Origin of the sequence: Isoptericola sp. F-RaC21 (assembly GCF_038593535.1) — a bacterium.
Lineage (GTDB): Bacteria > Actinomycetota > Actinomycetes > Actinomycetales > Cellulomonadaceae > Isoptericola.
The window spans coordinates 629,219-652,175 of the sequence record NZ_JBCFYX010000004.1; the positions used below are offsets into that span (position 1 = coordinate 629,219).

19 protein-coding genes are annotated in these 22,957 nt (G+C 73.5%); 10 read left to right on the top strand and 9 right to left on the bottom strand.

The window, feature by feature from the left end:
- Nucleotides 1–48: 48 nt before the first annotated feature.
- Nucleotides 49–2,187 (bottom strand): S9 family peptidase, encoded by a 2,139-nt coding sequence (locus tag AAG589_RS17740; RefSeq protein ID WP_446719764.1) that lies wholly within the window; start codon nt 2,185–2,187, stop codon nt 49–51.
- A gap of 364 nt (nt 2,188–2,551) precedes the next feature.
- Here AAG589_RS17740 and AAG589_RS17745 point away from each other — a divergent pair, with 364 nt between their 5' ends.
- From AAG589_RS17745 to AAG589_RS17760, 4 genes are read left to right on the top strand one after another with little or no spacing between them, the layout of a single operon-like run.
- A complete protein-coding gene (locus AAG589_RS17745; protein WP_430568601.1) occupies nt 2,552–4,060 on the top strand; it encodes a branched-chain amino acid ABC transporter permease in 1,509 nt (502 codons plus the stop codon).
- Between the two features lie 13 nt (nt 4,061–4,073).
- Nucleotides 4,074–5,075, top strand: coding sequence for a branched-chain amino acid ABC transporter permease (locus tag AAG589_RS17750; protein ID WP_430568602.1), 1,002 nt, complete (start codon nt 4,074–4,076; stop codon nt 5,073–5,075).
- A gap of 1 nt (nt 5,076) precedes the next feature.
- Entirely contained in the window at nt 5,077–6,075 is a 999-nt protein-coding gene (locus AAG589_RS17755) for an ABC transporter ATP-binding protein (protein WP_446719758.1), read from the top strand.
- Nucleotides 6,072–6,857 carry an ABC transporter ATP-binding protein gene (locus AAG589_RS17760; protein WP_430568603.1) on the top strand — a complete coding sequence of 262 codons (786 nt, stop codon included), beginning with the start codon at nt 6,072–6,074 and terminating at the stop codon, nt 6,855–6,857. The genes AAG589_RS17755 and AAG589_RS17760 overlap by 4 nt, the downstream gene beginning before the upstream one ends.
- A 248-nt stretch (nt 6,858–7,105) precedes the next feature.
- Here AAG589_RS17760 and AAG589_RS17765 read toward each other — a convergent pair whose 3' ends face one another.
- From AAG589_RS17765 to AAG589_RS17775, 3 genes are all read right to left on the bottom strand, one after another.
- A complete protein-coding gene (locus AAG589_RS17765; protein WP_430568604.1) occupies nt 7,106–7,993 on the bottom strand; it encodes a hypothetical protein in 888 nt (295 codons plus the stop codon).
- Between the two features lie 354 nt (nt 7,994–8,347).
- Nucleotides 8,348–9,637 (bottom strand): ABC transporter substrate-binding protein, encoded by a 1,290-nt coding sequence (locus AAG589_RS17770; RefSeq protein WP_430568605.1) that lies wholly within the window; start codon nt 9,635–9,637, stop codon nt 8,348–8,350.
- 161 nt (nt 9,638–9,798) lie between these two features.
- Nucleotides 9,799–10,653 carry an aldo/keto reductase gene (locus AAG589_RS17775; RefSeq protein WP_430568606.1) on the bottom strand — a complete coding sequence of 285 codons (855 nt, stop codon included), beginning with the start codon at nt 10,651–10,653 and terminating at the stop codon, nt 9,799–9,801.
- 281 nt (nt 10,654–10,934) lie between these two features.
- On the opposite strand from AAG589_RS17775, the gene cspE reads away from it, so the two are divergent.
- On the top strand, nt 10,935–11,138 hold the full coding sequence (gene cspE, locus AAG589_RS17780; protein WP_429734737.1) for a transcription antiterminator/RNA stability regulator CspE: 204 nt from the start codon (nt 10,935–10,937) through the stop codon (nt 11,136–11,138).
- Nucleotides 11,139–11,269: 131 nt separating this feature from the next.
- Complete coding sequence (locus AAG589_RS17785; protein ID WP_430568607.1) at nt 11,270–12,049, top strand: hypothetical protein; 780 nt, start codon at nt 11,270–11,272, stop codon at nt 12,047–12,049.
- Here the strand turns inward: AAG589_RS17785 and AAG589_RS17790 are convergent.
- On the bottom strand, nt 12,046–15,762 hold the full coding sequence (locus tag AAG589_RS17790; protein ID WP_430568608.1) for a TM0106 family RecB-like putative nuclease: 3,717 nt from the start codon (nt 15,760–15,762) through the stop codon (nt 12,046–12,048). The two genes, AAG589_RS17785 and AAG589_RS17790, sit on opposite strands and share 4 nt — an antisense overlap.
- 152 nt (nt 15,763–15,914) lie before the next feature.
- On the opposite strand from AAG589_RS17790, the gene AAG589_RS17795 reads away from it, so the two are divergent.
- The 3 genes from AAG589_RS17795 to AAG589_RS17805 all read left to right on the top strand — a co-directional run bounded on the left by AAG589_RS17795 (nt 15,915) and on the right by AAG589_RS17805 (nt 18,893).
- Complete coding sequence (locus AAG589_RS17795; RefSeq protein ID WP_430568609.1) at nt 15,915–16,574, top strand: GntR family transcriptional regulator; 660 nt, start codon at nt 15,915–15,917, stop codon at nt 16,572–16,574.
- Complete coding sequence (locus AAG589_RS17800; RefSeq protein ID WP_430568610.1) at nt 16,571–17,761, top strand: MFS transporter; 1,191 nt, start codon at nt 16,571–16,573, stop codon at nt 17,759–17,761. The genes AAG589_RS17795 and AAG589_RS17800 overlap by 4 nt, the downstream gene beginning before the upstream one ends.
- 94 nt (nt 17,762–17,855) lie before the next feature.
- Nucleotides 17,856–18,893, top strand: coding sequence for an excalibur calcium-binding domain-containing protein (locus AAG589_RS17805; RefSeq protein ID WP_430568611.1), 1,038 nt, complete (start codon nt 17,856–17,858; stop codon nt 18,891–18,893).
- Nucleotides 18,894–18,911: 18 nt separating this feature from the next.
- Here the strand turns inward: AAG589_RS17805 and AAG589_RS17810 are convergent, their stop codons facing one another.
- Nucleotides 18,912–19,691, bottom strand: coding sequence for a hypothetical protein (locus AAG589_RS17810; RefSeq protein ID WP_430568612.1), 780 nt, complete (start codon nt 19,689–19,691; stop codon nt 18,912–18,914).
- Nucleotides 19,688–20,221, bottom strand: coding sequence for an RNA polymerase sigma factor (locus tag AAG589_RS17815; RefSeq protein WP_430568613.1), 534 nt, complete (start codon nt 20,219–20,221; stop codon nt 19,688–19,690). Before AAG589_RS17815 ends, AAG589_RS17810 begins: the two co-directional genes overlap by 4 nt.
- Nucleotides 20,222–20,340: 119 nt before the next feature.
- Between AAG589_RS17815 and AAG589_RS17820 the strand changes: the two genes are divergently transcribed.
- Nucleotides 20,341–21,072 (top strand): hypothetical protein, encoded by a 732-nt coding sequence (locus AAG589_RS17820; protein ID WP_430568614.1) that lies wholly within the window; start codon nt 20,341–20,343, stop codon nt 21,070–21,072.
- 99 nt (nt 21,073–21,171) lie between these two features.
- Here AAG589_RS17820 and AAG589_RS17825 read toward each other — a convergent pair whose 3' ends face one another.
- Together AAG589_RS17825 and AAG589_RS17830 are read right to left on the bottom strand one after the other, a co-directional pair.
- On the bottom strand, nt 21,172–21,981 hold the full coding sequence (locus tag AAG589_RS17825) for an amino acid ABC transporter ATP-binding protein (RefSeq protein WP_446719759.1): 810 nt from the start codon (nt 21,979–21,981) through the stop codon (nt 21,172–21,174).
- Nucleotides 21,978–22,955: an amino acid ABC transporter permease gene (locus tag AAG589_RS17830; RefSeq protein ID WP_430568615.1), complete on the bottom strand. Its 978-nt coding sequence runs from the start codon at nt 22,953–22,955 to the stop codon at nt 21,978–21,980. Before AAG589_RS17830 ends, AAG589_RS17825 begins: the two co-directional genes overlap by 4 nt.
- Between the last annotated feature and the right edge of the window lie 2 nt (nt 22,956–22,957).

Sequence of the window (22,957 nt, forward strand, 5' to 3'; positions counted from 1 at the left end):
CGAGCCCGCCGTTCCAACGACGCGATGTGGGATCGGCCACGCCCGATCTCACCCGCGGGCCGCGCCGAGCACGTCGAGCGTCCACGCGTGCTCGAACGCGATCTCCTCCCAGCGCGCGTACCGCCCGGAGACGCCGCCGTGACCTGCGGACATCTCGATCTTCAGCAGCGCGGGCGCGCCGGCGGCCCGCAGGCGCGCCACCCACTTGGCGGGCTCCACGTACAGCACGCGGGTGTCGTGCAGCGAGGTGGTGGCCAGGACGCGCGGGTACGCCGACGCGTCGTCGGGCACGTTCTCGTACGGCGTGTAGCCCTTCATCCGGGCGTACGCCTCCGGGTCGTGCAGCGGGTCGCCCCACTCGTCCCACTCGACGACGGTGAGCGGCAGCGTCGGGTCGAGCATCGAGGTGAGCGCGTCGGCGAACGGGACCCCGGCGAGCACGCCCGCGAACAGCTCGGGCGCCAGGTTGAGGGCGGCGCCCACGGTGAGACCGCCCGCGCTGGCGCCGTCGGCCACCATCCGCTCGGGCGCCGTCCACCCCGTCTCGACGAGGTGCCGCCCGCACGCGACGAGGTCGCTGAAGGTGTGCTCCTTGGCGGCGAGCTTGCCGTCGTCGTACCAGCGCCGGCCCAGCTCGCCGCCGCCGCGCACGTGCGCGACGGCGAACACGACGCCGCGGTCCAACAGGCTGAGGCGCGGCACGGAGAAGTAGGGGTCGATGCTCGTCTCGTACGCGCCGTAGGAGTAGAGCAGCAGCGGCGCGGGCTCGGCGCGCGTGCCGGACCCGTCGAGCGTCACCGCGTCGCGCCGCCAGACCAGGCTGATCGGCACCCGCGTGCCGTCCTCGGCCGTCGCCCACTCGCGGTGCTGCGCGTAGTCGGCCGGGTCGTACCCGCCGAGCACGGGCTGCTGCTTGCGCACGTGCCGCTCGCCGGTGGCGAGGTCGACGTCCACCACCGTCGTCGGCGTGACGAACGACGTGTGCTGCACGCGCAGCAGCGGCTGCTCCCAGGCGGGGTTGGCGTCGAGGGCCATGGAGAACAGCGGCTCGTCGACGTCGATCTCGCGCGCCGTCCAGGGCTGGTCGGGGGTGGTGCGGGCCAGGTCGACGACGGCGACCCGCGGCAGCGCCTCGCGCCGCAGGCTCAGCACCACGTGGTGGGCGAACGCGTCCACGCCCTCGAGGCGCACGTCCGGGTCGTGCGGCACGACGACGCGGGCCGCCGCCGGGTCGACGGGGCCGGCGCCGTCCTCGCCGGCGCCCGCCGGGACGTCCGTGACGACGAGCGCGAAGTTCTCCGCGCCGTCGTTGTGCAGCACGAGCAGCGTGTCGCGAGGCGTGCCGTCGGTGTCGTCGAGCACGGCGTGCTCCACCGTGTACTCGACGTCGTCGCGCCGCTCCCAGACGACGCGGAAGTCGCCCGTCGGGTCGTCGGCCTCGAGGACGCGCGCCTCGCTGGTCGTCTTCGAGCCCGCCTCGATCACCAGGTAGCGGCGCGAGCGCGTGAGCCCGACGCCGATCCAGAACCGCTCGTCGGGCTCCTCGAGCACCAGGACGTCCTCGGACGCCGGGGTGCCGACCTCGTGCCGCCAGATCCGGTACGGCCGCCAGGCCTCGTCGACGGTCGGGTAGAACACGTACCGCCCGTCGGGGGTCAGGACGGCGCCCGGGAAGGTGTCCTCGACGACGTCGGGCAGGTCCTCGCCCGTGGCCAGGTCGCGCACGCGCAGGGTGAACCGCTCGTCGCCCTGGGTGTCGACCGCGTACGCGAGCCGCGCGCCGTCGTCGGAGACGTCGAACGAGCCGAGCGAGAAGAAGTCGTGCCCCGCGGCGGCCACGTTCTGGTCGAGCAGCACCTGCTCGCCCGCCGGGACGGTGCCCGGCTCGATGCGCGGCGGCGCCCACTCCCCCGCGGCGGGCACGCGGGCGTGCAGCGGGTACTGCCGCCCCTCCTCGGTGCGCGTGTAGTACCAGGACCCGCCCATCCGCACCGGCACCGACAGGTCGGACTCCTGCGTGCGCGCCTTGATCTCGTCGAAGACCTCCTGCCGCAGCGGTGCCAGGTGCGCCAGCTGTGCCTGCGTCCACGCGTTCTCCGCCTCCAGGTGCGCCAGCACCTCGGGCGAGTCCTTGTCGCGCAGCCACTCGTAGTCGTCGACGAACTCGTCGCCGTGGTGCCGGCGCACGGTCGGGCGGCGCTCCGCGACGGGGGCTCGCTCGGGCGCCGGCGCGGGAGCGGCGCCGTCGTCCTGGTGGCTGTCCTCGTGGCTGTCCTGGTGGGTGGCGGTGGCGGGGTCTGCGGGGGCGGTCAGGTCGTCGGGCACCCGGCCAGCCTAGGTCGGCGCGGGCGGGGCGCGGATCCCGGCCGCGTGATGCACGACTGTGACCTAGATCTGTCATCTACGTCACATCGGGCTCGCTACACTCGCGGCACGCTCGCGAAACTCCGCGGATACATGGGGCCTTTAGTGTCCCTGCATCGACGGGGCGAGCGGGTAGGTACCCCGGGCTCGCCCGGGGAACGACACCGACCTACGGAGGACCCGGCCGATGACGACGGACCGACCGACCAGGGCGATCGCGCTGCGCCGCACGGTGGCAGCGCTCGCGATCGCCCTCGCACCCGCAGTGCTCGCCTCGCCACCCGCGCAGGCGACACCGGGGACGGACACGACGGCGCACACCACCAGCGCCGCCACCGGCACCACCGTCGCGACCGACGTCGCGACGGACTGCAAGCCCGACGACTCGACCGCCTGCGTCGCCGTCGTCGTCATGAACGACGCGGGCGACCGCATCGCCGACGCCGAGGTGACCATCACCGGGCCGGGCGGCTTCGACGAAACGGTCACCACCTCGGCCGACGCCCCCACCTCGGTGGCGGTCCCCGAGGTCGGCCGGTACACCGTCGCGATCGACCCGGCGTCGCTGCCCGCCGACGACAAGCTCCCCGCGGGCGCGGAGACCGAGCTCGAGGTCACCGCCCAGACCGGCGGCACCGGGCGCGTCGCCTTCGAGGTCGGCGGCGAGGCGGCGGCCACGACCGCACCCTCCGAGGAGGCCACGACGCCGGCGCCCGGCGCGGACACCGGCGCCGACTCCGACACGGGGACCGGCACCACCGAGGGAGGGGACGTCGCCACGGCGCCGGAGGGCGACGCCTCGCAGCGCGCCTTCTCGTGGGGCCAGGTGTGGCAGCAGTTCGGCTCGGGCATCCGCTTCGGCCTGCTGCTCGCCCTCGCGTCCATCGGGCTGAACCTCGTCTTCGGCACGACCGGGCTGTCGAACTTCGCCCACGGCGAGCAGTTCGCCCTCGGCGCCGCGCTCGGCTTCATCACGATCAACCAGATGGGCATGTCGATCTGGGTGGGCGGGCTGCTGACGATCGCCGTCTGCGCCCTCACCGGCCTCGGGCAGGACGCCGCGATCTGGCGCCCCCTGCGGCGCAGGGGCACCCCGGTGATGCAGCTGATGATCGTGTCGATCGGCCTGTCGATCACGCTGCAGTACGTGATCCAGCTCCTCATCGGCGGCGGGTCGGAGCGCATCCTGTCGGCCAACCCGCGGCCCCTGACCCTGCTGGGGATCACGCTCAGCACCACGTCGTGGATCTCGATGGTCGTCGCGCTGGTGTGCCTGATCGGCTTCGCGCTGTTCCTCACCCGCACCCGCCTGGGCCGGGCCACGCGCGCCGTGTCGGACAACCCGGCGCTCGCCTCGGCCACCGGCATCGACCCCGACAAGGTGGTCCGCGTCGTGTGGATCCTCGCCACCGGGTTCGCCGCGCTCGCCGGGCTCATGTGGGGCATCTCGTACGGGTCGTTCAACTGGCAGCTCGGCGTGCAGCTCCTGCTGCTGATGTTCGCGGCCGTCACGCTCGGCGGCCTCGGCACCGCGTTCGGGGCCCTCGTCGGCTCGATCCTCATCGGCCTCGTCGTCGAGCTGTCCAACCTCGTGATCCAGAGCGACCTGCGGTACGCGTCGGCGCTCGTGATCCTCATCCTCGTGCTCCTGATCAGGCCGCAGGGCATCCTCGGCCGCCGCGAGCGGATCGGCTGAAGGGAGACCGACCATGGACGAGTTCCTCAGAATCCTCACCCAGTCGCTCGCCGAGATCATCGCCCCCACGACGGCGGCGTACGCCATCGCGGCGATCGGCCTCAACCTGCACTTCGGGTACACGGGCCTGCTCAACATGGGGCAGGCGGGCTTCATGCTGCTGGGCGCGTACGGCTTCGGCATCGCGACCATCGCCGGCGCCCCGTTCTTCGTCGCGCTCCTGGTCGCGATGGCCGCGGGGCTGCTCTTCGCGCTGCTGCTCGGCATCCCGACCCTGCAGCTGCGCGGCGACTACCTCGCGATCGTCACCATCTCCGCCGCGGAGATCATCCGCTGGGTGGGGCGGTCCACCTGGCTGCAGGAGTGGACCGGCGGCGCCTCCGGTCTGCAGGGCCGTGACTTCAAGGGCACCTTCCAGGACCTGTCGCCGCTGCCGGACGGGCGCACGTCGATCGGCCCACTCGAGTACATCAACACGGGCTCCGACTCGTGGTGGACCCGGATCTTCGCGTGGGGCCTCGTCGCGCTGGCGCTGCTGTTCGTCTGGCTCATCACGCGCAGCCCGTGGGGTCGCGTGCTCAAGGGCATCCGCGAGGACGAGGACGCCGTGCGCGCCCTCGGCAAGAACGTCTACTCGTACAAGCTGCAGTCCCTGGTGCTGGGCGGCGTGCTCGGCTCCCTCGGCGGTGTCGTCTACGTGCTGCCGCTGACGATCGCGCCCGACGCGATGGGCCGCACCATGACGTTCTTCGCGTGGACCGTGCTGCTGCTCGGCGGCGCCGCCACCGTCTTCGGGCCGGTGCTGGGGGCGATGATCTTCTTCGGCGCCTACATGTTCATGCGGACCGGGATGCGCGCCCTGTCGGAGAACACGGGCGTGGGCGACATCATCAGCACCACCAACGTGGAGCAGATCGGCGGCATGCTGGTGGGTATCACGCTCATGCTCCTCGTGATCTTCAGGCCCCAGGGCATCCTCGGGAACAAGAAGGAGCTGGCCTTCAATGTCCGCTGACATGTCCGAAGAGACCACGGCCGGCCAGACCGGCGGCACGGCCGACCAGCCCGAGTCCGTCGTCGACGCGGCGGCCTCGGCCGCCGTCGCCCCCACCTCCGCCGTCGCCGCCGAGGCCCGCGACGACCTCGCGCAGGTCGAGCCCGTCGTCGGGGCGCCCAAGCCGGACGCGATCCTCGTGGCCGACGACGTCGTGCGCCGCTTCGGCGGCATGACGGCGGTCGACGTCGACCACCTCGAGGTGCAGCGGGGCGCCATCACGGCGCTCATCGGCCCCAACGGCGCCGGGAAGACGACGTTCTTCAACCTGCTCACCGGCTTCGACACCCCGCAGAGCGGGCGCTGGAGCTTCGAGGGGAACTCGCTCGCCGGCAAGAGCGGCGCGCGCGTCGCCCAGGCCGGCATGGTCCGCACGTTCCAGCTCACCAAGGCCCTGTCGCGGCTCACCGTGCTGCAGAACATGCTGCTCGCGTCGCCGAAGAACCCCGGCGAGCGGTTCTGGCTCTCCTGGCTCCCGTTCACCTGGCGGGCGCACGAGAAGGCGGCCACCGAGAAGGCGATGGAGATCCTCGCCCGGTTCAAGCTGGACGCGAAGGCCGGCGACTTCGCCGGGTCGCTGTCCGGCGGGCAGCGCAAGCTGCTGGAGATGGCGCGCGCCCTCATGACCGACCCGACGATGATCATGCTCGACGAGCCGATGGCGGGCGTGAACCCCGCCCTCGTGCAGTCGCTGCTGGGCCACGTGCAGGCGCTGCGCGACGAGGGCATGACCGTGCTGTTCGTCGAGCACGACATGCACGCCGTGCGGCACATCTCCGACTGGGTGGTCGTCATGGCGGAGGGCCGGATCGTGGCCGAGGGCCCGCCGACGTCGGTCATGCAGGACCAGGCCGTGGTCGACGCCTACCTGGGCGCCCACCACGACACCGACCTGGGCGACGACTCCCTGCTCGACCCCGAGATCCTGGCCCGCCTCGAGGCCGAGGAGGAGAAGCGATGACCGAGAGCGCGACCCTGACCACGAAGGCGCACCCGGGCGGCGTGCCCGAGGGCAAGGAGCTCCTGCTGCGCGCCGACAACCTCGTGGCCGGCTACATCCCCGGGGTGCACATCCTCGACGGCTGCTCGATCGAGGTGGGCAAGGGCGAGCTGGTCGGCATCATCGGCCCCAACGGCGCCGGCAAGTCCACGCTGCTCAAGGCGCTGTTCGGGCTGGTGAAGATCCACTCCGGCACCGTCACGCTCGGCGGCGACGACATCACCGGCATGAAGGCGAACGCCCTCGTGGCGCGCGGCGTCGGGTTCGTGCCGCAGACCAACAACGTGTTCCCGTCGCTGTCCGTCGAGGAGAACATGCGCATGGGCGTGTACCTGCGCCCGAAGGTGTTCGACGAGCGCTGGTCGTTCATCCGCGACCTGTTCCCCGTGCTGCACGAGCGGCGCACCCAGCGCGCCGGGGCCATGTCCGGCGGCGAGCGGCAGATGGTCGCCATGGCCCGGGCGCTCATGATGAACCCGTCCGTGCTGCTGCTCGACGAGCCGTCCGCCGGCCTGTCGCCGGTGCGCCAGGACGAGACGTTCCTGCGCACCCGCATGATCAACAAGGCCGGCGTGTCGATCATCATGGTGGAGCAGAACGCCCGCCGCTGCCTGCAGATCTGCGACCGCGGCTACGTGCTCGACCAGGGCAAGGACGCGTACACCGGCACCGGCCGCGAGCTGCAGTCCGACCCGAAGGTCATCTCCCTCTACCTCGGCTCCCTCGCGGAGGACACGAAGTAGCACCCCCGCCGAGGTGGTCCAACCCCTGCCGAGGTAGTCCCAATCGTGCCGAGGTAGTTCACATCCCGGCGAGGTAGTCCGGTTCCCGGCGAGGTAGTCCGGTTCCCGGCGAGGTAGTCCGGTTCCCGGCGAGGTAGTCCGGTTCCCGGCGAGGTAGTTCAGGTCGGGCGACGGGCGCACGACGACGGCGGCGGCCGCTCCGCAGAGCAGCCGCCGCCGTCGTGTGGGGGCAGGACGAGTCGGTCCGCTCAGGCCGTCAGCCCGAGCAGGGCACGACGCCGTGCCGCGAGGTAGGCGCGGCGCAGCCGCTGCTCCAGCGCCGCGAGGTCTCCCAGCTCCTCCCACCGGACGCGGACGACCACCCACCCGGCGGCCTCGAGCGCGCGCTGCCGTGCCGCCTCGTCGTGGAGCGCTGACTCGGCGTCGTCCTCGTACTTGACCAGTCCGTCGAACTCCACCGCGAGGCGGACGCCCGCCCACCCCAGGTCGACGTAGCACGTGCCCCGCGCGGTGGGCACCGCGAGCTGACACTCGGGCCGCGGGAGCCCGACGTCCGCCGCGGCGAGCCTGGTCACCGTCTCTCCGGGAGACCCGGACCGCGGGTCGCACAGGTCGAGGATCTCGCGCGCCTGGACGACGCCCCGCTTGCCCCGGGACGCGGACATGATGCGGGAGACCTCCGCCGGGTCGGCGCCGAGCCGGAACAGCGAGTCGCACGCGACGAGCGCGCCGTCGCGCGGCAGAGTGCGGATGCAGTCGACCAGCGTCCGGGCGAGCGACGTCACGGGGATGTCGCGGACCTCCGCCCGGTCCGACGGCGGCATCGGCGTGTGATGCCGGCGCACCAGCGGCTCGCCCTCCCCGTCCACACGGGGGTTCCACTCCCGGGTCAGATGCACCAGCTGCGGCGTGCGATACGTCCACGCTCCGTGCAGCATGGCGGCCGTCTCGTGGCTGAACCACAACGGCGCCGCCGTGCCGTCGGCCACCTCGCGCACCAGGGCGAGGATCGTCTCCTCGTGGGAGGGCGGCACGACGACGTCGTCCGTGGCGAGCTCGAGCGCGTCCGGCACGAGGGGCGGGTGCGCGGCGTCCGCCGAGAGCATCCCGCGCAACGGCGAGTCGGGAGCGTTCATGTCGTCGAGGATCCCTGTGATGCGCCTGATCGCGGGAAGGTGTTCGGCCTCTCTCATGGGACAACCGTCGCGCGGCGCTCGTGTCGATCGGCGGGATCGAGCCCCGGGATCGAATGTCTGTGGAGAACCCTCACCTGCGGGCAGGCTCTGAGCAGCAGGAGTCCGGGACGGCGTCCGCGAACTACCTCGGCACGACCTGGACTACCTCGGCACGGTCCGAACTACCTCGCGGGGGGCTGGACTACCTCGGCGCGACGACGGCCCGGCCGCTCTGCACGAGCGTCCGGGCCGTCGTTCACGGGGGTCGGCCCGATGTTCACGGGCTGTGACCGCGGTCAGGTCAGCGGTCGAGGATCACTCCTCGATCTTGCCCTCGATCTGGCGCTGGTAGGTGTAGGTGTTGTCGGCGCCGTACTTGTAGATGCCGATGAAGGCGGACGTCGGGTCGTTGGACTCGTTGAGCGGCCCGATGCCGGACTTGCCGACGTAGTTGATGTCGTCGCCGGCCTCGAGAGCCTTGGCGCCCTCCTCGAAGGTCTTCACCTCGGTGCCGCCGTTCGCGCCGGACACCGCACGGATGTTCTTCGAGATGGTCTCGCCGTCCGTGCCGCCACCCTTGATCGCCGCGAGGGCCGCGAGGACCGTGGCGTCGTACGACTCGGCGGAGTACGAGAAGTCCTCGAGGTCGCCGCTCTCGTTCTCGGAGTACCAGGTCGTGAGCTGCTCGCGGAAGGCGTCGTCGGCCTGCGCGCCGGGCAGCGTGCCCTGCACCCCCTCGAGGGTGCCCTTGTCGAACTTCTTGCCGTAGTTCGAGAGGTTGCCGTCCACGAAGTAGGTGGTGCCGTTGAAGTCCCAGCCCTGCGCCACGAGCTCGTTGACGATGGCGACGGTCTCCTCGAACGCGACGATCGAGATGGCGTCGGGCTTCTGCGCGAGCAGCTCGGTCACCTGGGCGCCGAAGTTGGTCTCGCCCGGGGCGAACTCGTTGCCCGCGCCCTTGCCGCCGTAGACGACCTCGCAGCCGCCCTTCTTCACTGTGTCCTCGATGACGTCGCGCAGGCCCGTCCCGTACGCCTCGTTCTGGACGAGGAAGCCGATCTTGCAGTGGCCGTCGTCGAGGATGAGCGAGCCGTGCGCCGCGCCCTGCACCGTGTCCGGCGGGGCGGTCCGGGCGAAGAACGGCCCGTAGCCGGAGAGGTCCTGCGCCGTGTTCGCGGGCGAGATCTCCATGACCCCCGCCTCCTCGAACGTGTCCACCACACCGAGCGTGACGGCGGACGACGCGGCGCCGATGACCACGGACACGCCCTTGCTGATGAGGTCGGTCGCGGTGCTCTTCGCCACCGAGAGGTCGGTGCTGTCGCCGGAGTCGCCCGCCTCGACGGTGACGTCGTTGCCGAGGACCCCGCCGGCGGCGTTGATGTCGTCGACCGCAAGACCGACGCCGGCGATCTCCGGCGGGCCGAGGAAGGCGAGGGTGCCCGTGACCGGCAGGATCGTGCCGATCTTCAGCGGCTCGGTCGAGCCGCCGCCACCCTCGCTGCTCTCGCCGCTCCCGCCGTCGGACGAGGCGCATGCTGCGAGGCCGAGGCTGAGGACTGCCGCGAGGGCCAAGCCCTTGGCGGCCGTGGTGCGTCGGATCATGCTGTTCCCCTTTTGGAGGTAGGACATTCGCGGCTCAACACCGCATTCAGTGCCGCTGAACGTAGCGAGACTGTATGTCGCCGACGTGTCGCGCGGGTCACTCCCTGCAGATCGTGACGAACCTGTTACCTGCGTCACACTCGGCCCTCCGGAGGCCCTCGTCAGGCGCGGAACTGCGTGAACGACGCCGTGGCCGGATCCGCCCCGGTGCGCCCCTCGACCCCCGACTCCAGGGCGTCGATCGACGCCAGCTGCTCGGCCGACAGCTCGAAGGAGAAGAGGTCGAGGTTCGTGGCCTGCCGCTCCGCCGACAGCGACTTGGGGATGACGATCCGCCCCTGCTGTACGGCCCAGCGCAGCACGACCTGCGCCGGCGTCACGCCCAGGTCCGTCGCCGCCGCGACGACGGCCGGCGCGTCGAGGTCGCCGCCACGGCCGAGCGGCGAGTACGCCTCGACGGCGATGCCGAGCTCGCGGCAGCGCCGCTGCAGCTCGACCTGCTGGAAGGTGGGATGCACCTCGATCTGGTTCACGGCGGGCACGACGTCGGTCTCCGCGACGAGCCGGTCGAGGTGCTCGACCAGGAAGTTCGACACGCCGATCGCCCGCACGGCGCCCTCGGAGAGCAGCTTCTCGAACGCGCGCCACGTCTCGACGTACAGATCCTTGCTCGGCACGGGCCAGTGGATGAGGTACAGGTCCACCTGGTCGACGCCGAGCGCCCGGCGGGAGTCGTCGAAGGCGCGCATGGCCTGCTCGAACCCCTGGTCGCCGTTGCGGAGCTTGGTGGTGACGAAGACGTCCTCGCGCGGCAGGCCGGACGCGCGCAGCGCCGCACCGACGCCCGCCTCGTTGTAATAGCCCGCGGCGGTGTCGACGTGCCGGTACCCGAGCTCGAGCGCCTGCTCCACGTTGGCCTGGGTGCCGTCGTCGGGCACCTGGAAGACGCCGAGACCGACCTGGGGGATCGCGACGCCGTCGGACAGGGGCAGGGAAGGAACGGAGGAAGTGGTCATGACTCCTTTGTATCGGCCCCCGCCGACCCCGCGTCCACCCGGGTGCTCACCCTGTGGACAGGCCGGGCGGGAACACTGGTGCGCGTGCTCGCGCTCGCGTACCGTTGTGCCCGTTGCAGTGCCTCGCTCGATCCGGACGGTCTCCGTCCGCGCCACGGCGATCGCGTCGGAAGGACTGATGCGGTCACCCCGGCGGACCTTGGTTTCAAGAGTTGACGACGATTCACCGTGATGCGCGATCTCGACGGTCGAGGTCGTCGACACCTCTTGAAGGAGTAAGCATGGCCACCGGAACCGTGAAGTGGTTCAACAGCGAGAAGGGCTACGGCTTCATCGCCCCCGAGGACGGCTCGGCCGACGTGTTCGTCCACTTCTCCGCCATCCAGACCCAGGGCTACCGGTCCCTGGACGAGGAGCAGCGCGTCGAGTTCGACGTGACGCAGGGCCCGAAGGGCCCGCAGGCGGAGAACGTCCGCCCGCTCTGATCTTCTTGCTCGGTCGGCTGACGCCGACTGTGTGAGTCAGCAGTGAGTCGCACGGCCCGCATCCCGTTCGTCGGGGTGCGGGCCGTCGCCGTTCCCGGGAACGCGGGCTCCCCGGCGGTCGTTGGACGTTCATGGGATTCCTCGACCGACTTCTCGGCAGAACACCCGACCAGCGCACGTACCACGGCGTCCCCGGGCGGCCCGACGTCCGGCCCGGCACCGGCGAGGCGCCGGGCAAGCTCGGCTACGCGCCGTACCCCGGCGAGCAGCCCGCCGGGCGCCCGGGGGCCGGGGTCCCCGCCGCGCACCGCGACCCCGACGACGTGGCCGTCGAGCGCTACCGCTACCTGCTGCGCACGGCCCCGCCGGACGCCGTCGAGCAGGCGCACGCCGAGGCGTTCGCCCGCCTGACGCCCGAGCAGCGCCGCCGCGTGCTCGACGAGCTCGGCTCCGGCCTCCCGCCCGCCGAGCGCGCGACCTCCGACGACCCGCAGTCCCTCGCCCGCATGGCCACCCGTGCCGAGATGCGCAACCCCGGCACGCTGGAGCAGAGCTTCCGCGGGCAGGGCGGGTACGGCGCCGGCGCGCGCGGCCCGGGCTTCGGGTCGATGGTCGGCGGGAGCCTGCTCGGGACCGTGGCGGGCGTCGTCATCGGCTCGGCGGTCGCGAACGCCCTCTTCGGCCCGGCGTTCGGCGACCCGTCCCAGGACTTCGCCGGTGACGCCGGCGCCGAGGGAGGCGACGCCGGTGCGGACGCGGGATCGGACGGCGGCTCGGACGCCGCCGGCGACGGCGGGACCACCGAGGCCGCGGGCGCCGACCCGGGGTACGGCGGCGACGCCGGTGGCGACATGGGCGGGTTCGGTGACTTCGGGGGCGACTTCGGCGGCGGCGACTTCGGCGGGTTCTAGACCGCCCGCTCGCACAGCCCGAGGAAGGCGCCCAGGCGGCCGAGCCCCTCGGGGCTGTGCGGCAGGTAGTCGGTCAGCTCGGGCGACCGCACGACGATGGCGCACCACTGCCCGCGGGAGACGGCCACGTTGATCCGGTGCCGGGACAGCAGGAACCCGGTGCCGCGGGGGACGTCGTGGGGCGACGACGCGGCGAGCGTGACGATCGCGACCGGCGCCTCGGTGCCCTGGAACCGGTCGACCGTGCCCACCCGGACGCCGCCGAGCCCGGCGGCGTCGAGCGCGCGCCGCACCGCCCAGACCTGGGCGTTGTAGGCCGCGAGCACGACGACGTCGCGCGGCTCCAGCGGGCGCGGGGGCTGTCCGACGCCCGGGGTCCAGGCCCGTCCGACGACGGCGGCCGCCTGGCGCACCACCTCCTGCGCCTCCTCGGGCGAGGCGACGCCGCGGCCCTCGTGCCGCACGGGCACGTGGTGCACGCCCGGAGCGACGCCGTCGAGCCGCCGCGCGGCCGCGGTCTCGTGGGCCTGCAGCCGGCCCTCGTACGCGAGCTGGGACACCGCCTCGCACAGGGCCGGGTGCGTGCGCCACGACCGCGCCAGGAAGTAGCCGAGCCCCGGCGGCAGCACGTCGCGGCCGTCCGCCAGCCAGCCGAGGGCAGACCGGTCCACGGGCTCCGGGTGCCGCCCCCGGCTGACCTGGGGCAGCTGCTGCGGGTCGCCCAGGAGCAGCAGGCGACGCGCGGAGCGGGAGACCGCGATCGTGGACGCGAGCGAGAACTGCCCGGCCTCGTCCACGACCAGCAGGTCGAGGTCGTCGTCCGGCCAACGGCCGGGGTGGGCGAAGTCCCAGGCCGTGCCGCCGACGACGCCGGGGCCGCGGCGGGAGAACTCGGCCAGGTCGTCCCCCGACAGCTCGGCGCACACGGCGCCGGACGACGGGGCGTGCGACGCGGCGTCCGCCTGCCGCTTCTTGGCGACGCGTTCGGCGGGGACGCCCGCCTTCTCCACGACGGCGCGCAGCATGTTCTCCACGGCGGCATGCGACTGCGCGACCACGCCGATGCGCCAGCCCTCCGCGACCAGCGCGGCGATCACGTGCGAGCCGACGTGCGTCTTGCCGGTGCCGGGCGGGCCCTGGACCGCGAGGTACGACCGGTCGAGGTCGCGTGTCGCGGCGAGCACGGCGGCGGTGAAGTCACCGCCCGTGACGTCGGGCAGCGATGCTCCCCCGGCCAGCCGCGGCGGACGGCGGCGCAGCAGGTCCGCGGCGGGGCCGTCGGGCAGCGTGCGGTCGGCGTCCCAGGCCGCCAGCGCTCGGCGCGCCACGTCCTCGAGCGCCTGCTCCTGCGGGTCGGCGCGCGGCCCGCTGGAGGGGGTGAGCGCCATCGGCAGCGCGTCGAACGTCTCGGCCCCGACGCGCACCTGCTCCCGCAGCAGCAGGACGTCCCGCTCCCCCGCCTCCGTCTCGCGCCGCACCGCGTCGACGATCGTCGCGCCGCCGTGGAAGCCGCGCACCGCGTTCGCCGGCACGGTCACCGCGTCGGGCGCGGGGTCGTCGTACAGGACGAACGGCACCGCGCCGGCGCCGAGCTCCGAACCCTCCGACAGCCGGCCCACCAGCTCCAGCACCCGCGCCGGCGCGCGCCGGCCGTCCTCGACGAGCCAGTCCTGGACGACGGTCGCGCGTTCCACGTGAAACGTGTTCCGCCGCCCCTGCCACTCGTCCGGCGGCAGCTCGAGCCGCGAGTAGTGCTCGTGCCAGAACGGCTTGCTCTCCCGGCGCCAGTACCCGAGCGACGCACCGATCATCGCGAGCGCCTGCGCCTCGTCGTCGCGGGCGCCGCGGTCCTCGCCGACCCGCTCGCGCACCTGGGCCTCCAGCGCCAGCCGCCGCTCGCGCGCCTCGCGAGCCACCGCCTGCCGCGGGGTCTCGACCGGCTCGACCGCCGTCTCCGCTTGTCGAGCCTGTCGAGACCCGGACTCCGCGCCCTCGACCGTCGTCCCCCCGTCCACGACGTCGGCCGCCCCGCGCAGCCAGTCGAGCAGCCGCAGGGTGGAGACGCAGTCGTACCGGTTGTAGTCGGCGATGTCGCGCAGCAGCGCGTCGGCCTCGTCGCCCCGGCCGCCGTCGCGCAGGGCGGTGTACTCGGCATACGCGACGATGGACGCCGCCGCGGTGGTGACGTCCCCCGTCCGCAGCTCGTCGCCCATGTACAGCGGCTCGAGCTTCTTGATCGACTTGGAGCGGTCGGAGATCCGCAGCGACGACCGCACCACGGCGTAGAGGTCCACCAGCACGCCGTCGCGCAGCAGCTGGTCCACCTCCTCCTCGTAGACGCCGTGGCGGGCGGCGATGGACAGCAGGTGCACGCGCTCGTACGACGCGTAGTGGTACACGTGCAGGTCCGGATACCGGCGCCGGCGCTCCGTGAGGTAGTCGACGAAGTCGACGAGCGCCTGTCGCTCCTGGGCCAGGTCGTGCGCCCAGAACGCTCGGAACGGCGGGGCCTCCCCCTCGGCGCCGGGCCGCTCGACCAGGCCGAACAGGTAGTCGAGGCCGGTCTGCTGACCCCACTGCTCGCCCTGCGGGTCGGACCACAGGGGGTCGCCCTCGAAGTCGAAGAAGACGTCGCCCGGGCTGGGCGCGGGCAGCCGCCGCACGGCGGAGGTGTCCGGCAGCTGCCACCGGATGACGGCGGGCTCGCCGTGGTCGTCGTAGGCGACCTCGCCGTCCCAGTCCTCGCCCCACGAGCCGGTGCCGAGCTGCAGCCGGGCCTGGTCGCGCACGCGCTCGAAGCTGCGGGCGGGCATCCCGGCGGGCGGCTGCTCGGCCTTCGCGAGCTCGTCGATCGTCGTGATGCCGCCCGCGACGAGCCGCGCGCGCTGCTGCTCGTACACGCCGCCCACGAGCAGGACGTCGCGGTGCGCGGCGGCCTGCTCGGCGCAGGCGGCGCAGCGGCCGCAGGCGACGAAGCGCTCGTCGCCCCAGACCAGAGGCCCGTCGTCGGCGCGGTGCACGGCGACGACGTCGTGCAGCCGTGCGCGCCGCTGCCGGAAGACGGGCAGCAGCTCCGCGAGCCGGTGGGAGGTCGTGACGCGGGTACCGAGCACCAGGTGCACGGCGTCGGTCGGGTCGACGTGTGCCGCCGCGAGCTGGTCGGCGTACGCCGCGAGCTGCAGCAGCGCGGTCACCTTGGCGCGCCGGGCGAGCTTGGTGTCGAGCACGGCGTAGCGCGGCAGCGGCGCGACGGCGTGCTCCCCCGGGCGGCCGGGGCCGACGTCGGGGTCGCCGAGCGGGTCGCGCACGAGGAAGTCGGCCCGGCCGTGGAACTCGCCGTCGAAGAACGACGCCTGCGCGACGACGTCGGCCCCCGCCTCGACGGCGGCGAGGGTCGCGCCGTGCGCCGCCTCCAACGCCTCGCGGGTGAGCCGAGCCGCCGGCTCGACCTCGACGACGCCGCCCGGCCCGCCGTCGGAACGCCCGAAGCGGGCGACGTACTCGTCGAGCACCCGGCGCTCGTGCGCGTCCCCGAGGGCGGCGGTCCGCTCGAGCATGACGTCGGCCTCCTGCTCGCGTCGCGGGACCCGGCCGAGCAGCTCGTCGAGCCGTCGCAGCAGCCGGAACTCGCACTCCGCGGCCACGACCAGGTCGCTCGCGGAGTGCACCACCGTGGGCGGGTCGGTCGGCCGGGCCGGGTCGAGGAGGAACATGACCCCGGTCTACCAGCGGCGACCGACACCCCTGCCCCCGGGCCTTCCACCAAGCGATCTCTCGCGGCAACGCCGCCTGTGCCGCGAGGGATCGCTTGGTGGAAGGCCGGGCGGCTTGCATGCAAGATTGGATGCAACGTAAGTTGCCCCGGGTGACCGTCCCCTCGACACCTCCGCCGCCGTCGCCCCTCAGCGCCGCCGAGCGCGCGTACCAGCACACCAAGGCGAAGATCCTCTCGGGCGAGGTCGCGGGCGGCCGCCTGCTGTCCGAGGGCGACGTCGCGGCCGAGCTCGGCATCAGCCGTACCCCCGTGCACGAGGCGTTCCTGCGCCTCGACGCGGAGCGCCTGCTCGCCGTCGCGCCGCGGCGCGGGGCCGCCGTCCTGCCCATGGCCCCCGACGAGGCGCGCGACGTCCTCGAGATGCGCGAGGCGATCGAGCTGTCCACCGCCCGGCGGGCGCTGGCGCACGGCGCGCCCGCGGACACCGTCCTCGAGCCCCTGCGCGCCAACGTCGACGCCCAGCGCGCGGCCGCCGCGGCCGGCGACGTCGACGCGTTCGTCCGGGCCGACGGCGAGTTCCACGCCCTGCTCGTGGCGGCGTCGCGCAACCAGACCGCCGTCCAGCTCTACGACCTGCTGCGCGACAAGCAGCACCGGCTGCGCGCCCAGCTGCTGCACGTCGGGGCCGACCAGGTCGCGTCGTCCCTCGCCGACCACGAGGCGATGCTCGCCGCCGTCGAGCGCGGCGACGCGGACGCCCTGTGCGGCCTCGTGCACGACCACGTCCGCCGCCACCGGGGCATCCTGTGAGGCGCCCGTGGCTGGGCGCGTTCGCCGCGCTGTTCGTGTCCTCGTGGGCCGGCAACCAGTTCACCCCCGTGCTCCTCATGTACGAGGAGGTGCAGGGCTACGGCGACGCCACGGTCAACGCATTCCTCGGCGTGTACGTGCTCGGCCTGGCGCCGGCGCTGCTGGTCGCCGGGACGCTGTCCGACCGGTTCGGGCGCCGCCCCGTGATGCTCGCGGGCACGGCGATCGGCATGGCCGCCAGCGCCGTGCTGGCGTTCGGCGCGCTCGGCCCCGTCCCCATCTTCGTGGGGCGGCTGCTCGCGGGGATCACGGTCGGGACGGCGACGTCGGTCGGCACCAGCTGGATCAAGGAGCTCTCGCAGGTCCCGTACGACCGCGAGGCGGACGCCGGGTCGGGGGCGCGCCGCGCGTCCCTCGCGTTCACCCTGGGCTCGGCGCTGGGCGCGCTCGTCGCGGGCGGCCTCGCGCAGTGGGGCCCGTGGCCGGAGGTGCTGCCGTTCGTCGTCCACCTGGTCGTCACGGCGCCGTTCCTCCTGGTCGTGCTGCGCACGCCGGAGTCGAACGCGTTCGGCGGCGAGGCCGGGCCGTGGTGGCGCGGGCTGCGGGTGCCCCCGGCGGGGCACCGGAGGTTCACGCGCGTCGTCGCGGTGGTGGCGCCGTGGATCTTCGTCGTCGCGGCGCTCACCTACGGGTACGCGCCCGTCCTGCTGCGCGACCAGACGCAGGGCTTCGGCGTGGCGTACGCCACGCTGCTCACCGTGGTCGCGCTCGGCGTGGCCGCCGTGGTGCAGCCCGCCGCCAAGCGGCTCGACGCCGTCGACTCGGCGCGGGGCCTGGCGGTCGCCGCCGGCGCGCTCACCCTCGCGGTGGCGTGCGTCGGGCTGGTCGTGACGTCGGGCTCGCCCTGGTGGGGGATCGGCGCCGCCGTCGTGGGCGGCGCGGGCATGGGGATCGGCCTGTCGTCGGGCCTCCTGGAGGTGCAGCGCATCGCCGGGCCGCGCCACCTCGCCGGCCTCACCGGCGTGTTCTACGCGGTCGCGTACGCCGGGTTCCTCACGCCCGCGATCATGGCGGCCATCACTCCCCCGTTCACGACGACGCAGCTCTTCGTCGTCCTCGTGGCGCTCGGCGTCGTGTCCACCGGAGTGGTCGTCGCGCACTACCGCAAGCACCTCCCGAGCGCCTGAGCCGTCGTCCGCGACCGTCCGCGACCAGGACGGACGTGGACCGGATCGCCCGGTTTCCGCCATAGTGGGGGCCGCTCGACGACGGAGGAGTGTCATGGCTGTGCGATTCAACCCGCCCCCGGGGTGGCGGGTGCCCCCGGGGTTCCGCCCCGACGCCGGGTGGGTCCCCGACCCCGCGTGGCCGCCTGCGCCCCAGGGCTGGGAGTACTGGGTGGACGACGCGGCGTCGGCGCGCCCGTCACGGCCCGAGTCGCCGGCCGAGGCGACCACGGTCATGGCGCCCGTCCCGGCGAGCGCCGTCGCACCCGCCGCGACGACGACCGTCAACGCCATGCCTCCGCTGCCTCCGCTGCCCCCGCAGCCCCCCGCGCCGCCCGCCGCGACCTACGGCGCCCCCGTGGCGACCGTCTCCTCCCCGCCCCCGCCACCGCCCGCGGCGATCCCCGCCACCACGCCCCCGCCCGGCCCCCTCGGGGCCGAGGACGACCGCGGGGCGGTCGCGACCGTCTCCGCGGCGCTGCGCACGGTCGGCGACCGGATCCGCACCAGCAGCGGCCGCCGCGCGGCACGCCAGGCCGCCGACCAGGCCGCGGCCGCCGAGGCCGCGCCCGCGCGCCCCCGCTCCGGCCCGCGCGGGCGGGCGCGGCGGGGCGGGCCGCTGATCGCGGGCGTCGCCGTCGCGTGCCTGGCCCTCGGCTGCATCCTCGGCGTGTCCATCTCGATGATGCGCAGCTCGGACGCCGCGCAGGCCCTCGTGGACGCCGACCGCAAGGAGGCCGCGGCCGAGCAGGCCCAGGCCGAGGTGGACCAGGCGCGTCAGGACATCAGCGACCGGAGCAAGGACCTGCAGAAGCGCGAGCAGGCGCTGAAGGAGCGCGAGAAGGCCGCGGAGGCCAAGGAGACCGAGCTCGCGAGCCAGCAGAAGGCGTTCCAGGACCAGCAGGCCCAGGACCAGCAGGCCCAGGCGCAGCAGCAGGCCGAGCAGCAACAGCAGCAGGACTCGGCCTGGTTCTACTGGGACTGCAACGCCGCGCGCGAGGCCGGCGCTGCGCCCATCCAGAACGGCCAGCCCGCCTACCGCGGCGCGCTCGACCCCAACGGCAACGGCGTCGCCTGCGAGGACGGCGAGTAGCGGCGACCCCGCCGTACGTCACCGGCTCAGCGCGACCTCCGCCGTCGCGCCGTCGGTGAGCGTGACCTCCGCGGTGCTGCGCAGCGACGCCTCCCCCGGCGCCCAGACGGCCCACCAGCCGTCCTGCACGGTGGCCTCGACCCGCTCGCCGGAGGTGAGCGTGAGCGAGACGGACGCGACGTCGGCGCCCGCGCGCCCGTAGGCGGACGTGAGCGCGCCGTCGCCGGTGTCGCCCTCGGACCACGAGGCGGTGCCGGACTGCAGGGTCGTGACGTCTCGGGGCCCGGGCACGGCGGGCGCGGCGTTCAGCACGGCGTCGCCCGCGACGACGTCGGTCGCGCCGGAGGCCTGCACGGTGACCAGGCACTCGCCCGCCGCGCCGTCGCCGGTGAGCAGCACGTAGGTGTAGTCGCCGCGCTGCTCGGCGAGGACGGGGCCGATCGGCACGTCGTCGACCTGCGGGCCGTCGTCGCCCTGGGTGATGCCGTGCGCCGCCGCGGGGCAGGCCCCGGCCCGGGCCGACACCTCGGACGCCGTCAGGCCCGTGGGGACGGCGGTCCACGACGCGTACGCCGGCTGCGACGTCGGCCACCACACCGTGGCGACGCCGGCCACCGCCACCACGGCGGCGGCCGCGGCACCCGCCAGGACGGCGGGGCGCGCGGAGCGGCGGATCGGGGTGGCCCGCCGCGCGGTGCCGAGGATGGCCTGGAGCGCCTCGTCGTCGGGACGGCCGGGTGCGCGCAGGTCGCGCGCCGGGTCGAGGTCGGCGAGGTCGGCCAGCATCGGGGACTTCATCGCGCCTCCTGGAGGTTGCGCAGCACGTCGGCGGTGTCGGACTTCAGGCCCGAGTAGGCCAGCAGCCGCTTCCGGGCCCGGGTCAGACGGACGGAGAACGTGGACGGCCGGATGCCGAGGACCTTGGCGCCCTCGACCGCGGTGAGCCCGTCCCACGCCACCAGCGCGATGACCTCGCGGTCGGCGTCGGAGAGCATCTCCCAGGCCCGCCGCAGGTCGGTGCGGTCGGCGGCCAGGTCGTCGGTGCCCTCCTTGCCGGCCTCCGGCTCCCGCTCGAGGCGGACGCCCAGGGCGCGCCAGCGGCCGTGGGTGCGCAGGTGGGTCGCGAGCACGTTGCGGGCGACGCCCAGCAGCCACGGCTTGGGGTCGTCCGGCACGTCGGCGAGACGGCGCCAGGCGACCAGGAACGTCTCCGACACGACGTCGTCCACCAGCCCCGCCTCCACCCGACGCGCCACGAATCGTGTGACCACCTCGTGCTGCTCCACCCACATCTGCGTCAGCAGCTCACGGGCGTGGGCGTCGTCCACGATGAAACCTTTCGTCTACCACTGGAGTTGCCGGCAACCCCCCGAGTGCTACACGGTAGTCACCGCGAGAGTCGACGACGACGCGACCACCGCGCGCCGGACCCCACCCGAGGAGCGACATGAGCCGAGGCAGGACCGTCAGGAAGACCATCGCCGCAGGCCTGGGCGTGGCCGCCCTCGCGCTGGGGGCGACCCTCACGGCGGTGGCCCCGTCGCAGGCGGCGACCACGGAGGAGAACCTGCCCGGCGTGCCCGCGCCCGGCAGCCCCGCGAGCGAGTGGGAGTCGTGGGCCGCGCAGGAGCGCGCCGACGCCGAGGCCACCGACTGGGAGGCCGACTCCGCGGCCCGCGGCTGCACCCTCGAGGACGTGACCATCTCCGAGGAGGTCGACCGCGACTACAACCTCGCGATGGGCGCGCCCGCCGACCTCGCGACGCACCGCGTCGACCTCCTCGAGGACTGCGGCGACGCCGCGGCCGCCGACACCGCGTCCCGGGCCGCGACGTCCGAGGCGAGCACCCTGGCGCTGCCGTCCGGCAACCGGTGCGCCTCCACCTCGGGCCCGGGCACGATGTGCCTGTCCAAGAGCAGCGGGCGCATCTACGCCTCGTGGCAGTACCGGGGTTCCGGATCCGTGTCCGGGTTCCTGCGCATCTACCGGGTCTCGTCCGGCGCCAGCGGCTGCCCGACCGGCACCACCTGGCTGACCGGCGGCAGCAGCACGTGGCGCAACGGCGACACCCGCACGATCTCCAAGACCCGCACGTCGGCCGGCGGCTACTCCGCGCACATCTGGAAGAAGGTCACCATCGGCCACACCGACTGGGGCGGCGTCTGCTCGGTGCTGTGACCCCGGCCGTGGGTTGAGCCGGTCGAACCCCGGGTCGCGGTTTCGACCGGCTCAACCCACGTGGCCGGGTTTCGACAGGCTCAACCAGCGAGGAACCGGTCAGAGCACGTGGGCCAGGAAGTCCCGCAGCCGCGGCTCGGACGGGTTGTCCAGCACGTCGCCGGGCGCGCCCTGCTCGACGATGACGCCGTCGTCCATGAAGACGACGCGGTCGGCGACCTCGCGGGCGAAGCCGATCTCGTGCGTCACGACGATCATCGTCATGCCGGAGCGCGCGAGGTCCTGCATGACGGCGAGCACCTCGCCCACGAGCTCGGGGTCGAGCGCGGAGGTCGGCTCGTCGAAGAGCATGAGCTCGGGGTCCATGGCGAGCGCCCGCGCGATGGCGACGCGCTGCTGCTGGCCGCCGGACAGCTGGGCCGGGTAGTGCTCGACGCGGTCGGACAGCCCGACCCGCTCCAGGAGCTGCAGCGCGCGTTGCCGCGCCTGCGCCTTGGACAGCCCCCGCACCTGCATGGGCGCCTCCATGACGTTCTCCAGCGCCGTCATGTGGGGGAACAGGTGGAAGCGCTGGAAGACCATCCCGATCCGCGAGCGCTGCTTCGCGATCACCTTGGGGTGCAGGCGGTGCAGCACGCCCTTGTCGTCGCGGCGGTAGCCCATGAGGTCGCCGTCGACGTGGATCGACCCGGCCGTGATCTCCTCGAGCTCGTTGACGCAGCGCAGCAGCGTGGACTTGCCGGAGCCGGACGGCCCGAGCACGACGGTCACCGACCCCCGCGGGACGTCGAGGGAGACGCCCTTGAGCACGTGCACGCCGTCGTGCCCACGGCCGAACACCTTGTGCACGTCGTGGACCTGGACCATCGCGTCGGTCTCGGTGGCGGGGGTCGTGGGCTGCGCGCTCATGGCGTCACCTCCAGGAAGGGGTCGTCCTTGGTGGTGCCGGACGCGCCGATGAGGTCCTGCTTGCTCGGCTTGCCGCGCCCGCCGCGCGGCCCGCGGCCGCGCCCCCGGCCGGTGCGGCCGCCGTCGAACCCGCGGCCGTAGTACCGCTCCAGGTAGTGCTGGCCGACCATGAGGATCGACGTGATGAGCAGGTACCAGAGCGCCGCGACGATGAGCAGCGGGATCGGCTGGAAGATGCGCGACCCGATCTGGTTGGTGACGTACGTGAGCTCGAAGGTGAACGGGATCGCCAGCACCAGCGACGTCGTCTTGAGCATGGAGATGGTCTCGTTGCCCGTGGGGGGCACGATGACGCGCATGGCCTGCGGCAGGACGATGCGGCGCAGGATCTTGCCGTCCTTCATGCCGAGCGCCTTCGCGGCCTCCGTCTGCCCCGGGTCCACCGACGACAGGCCCGCGCGCACGATCTCCGCGAGGTACGCGGACTCGTTGAACGCGAGGCCGATCAGCGCCGCCCAGAACGCCGTGATGACGTCCTTCGTGGTGAACGTCCAGAACTCCGGCCCGAACGGGACGCCGAGGCTCAGCCGCGGGTAGAGCACCGAGATCAGGCCCCAGAAGACCAGCTGCGTGTAGATCGGCGTGCCCCGGAAGAACCAGATCCAGAACCACGACACCCAGCGCATCACCGGGTTGTCGCTGCGGCGCATGACGGCGAGCAGGATGGCGAGCACGATCGCGATCGCCATCGACCCGAAGGTGAGGACCAGCGTCCAGCCCACGCCCCGCACGACGAGGACGTCGCGCAGGTACAGCCAGACGGTGTCCCAGCGGAAGTTGGGGTTGGTGACGAGCGCGTTGACGGCCATCGCCACGAGGACGAGGACGATCACGGCCGACACCCACCTGCCCGGCCGGGGCACCGGCCGGGCGTGCAGGGGTTCCGGCAGCTGGCCGGACGATCGGTCTTCCATGC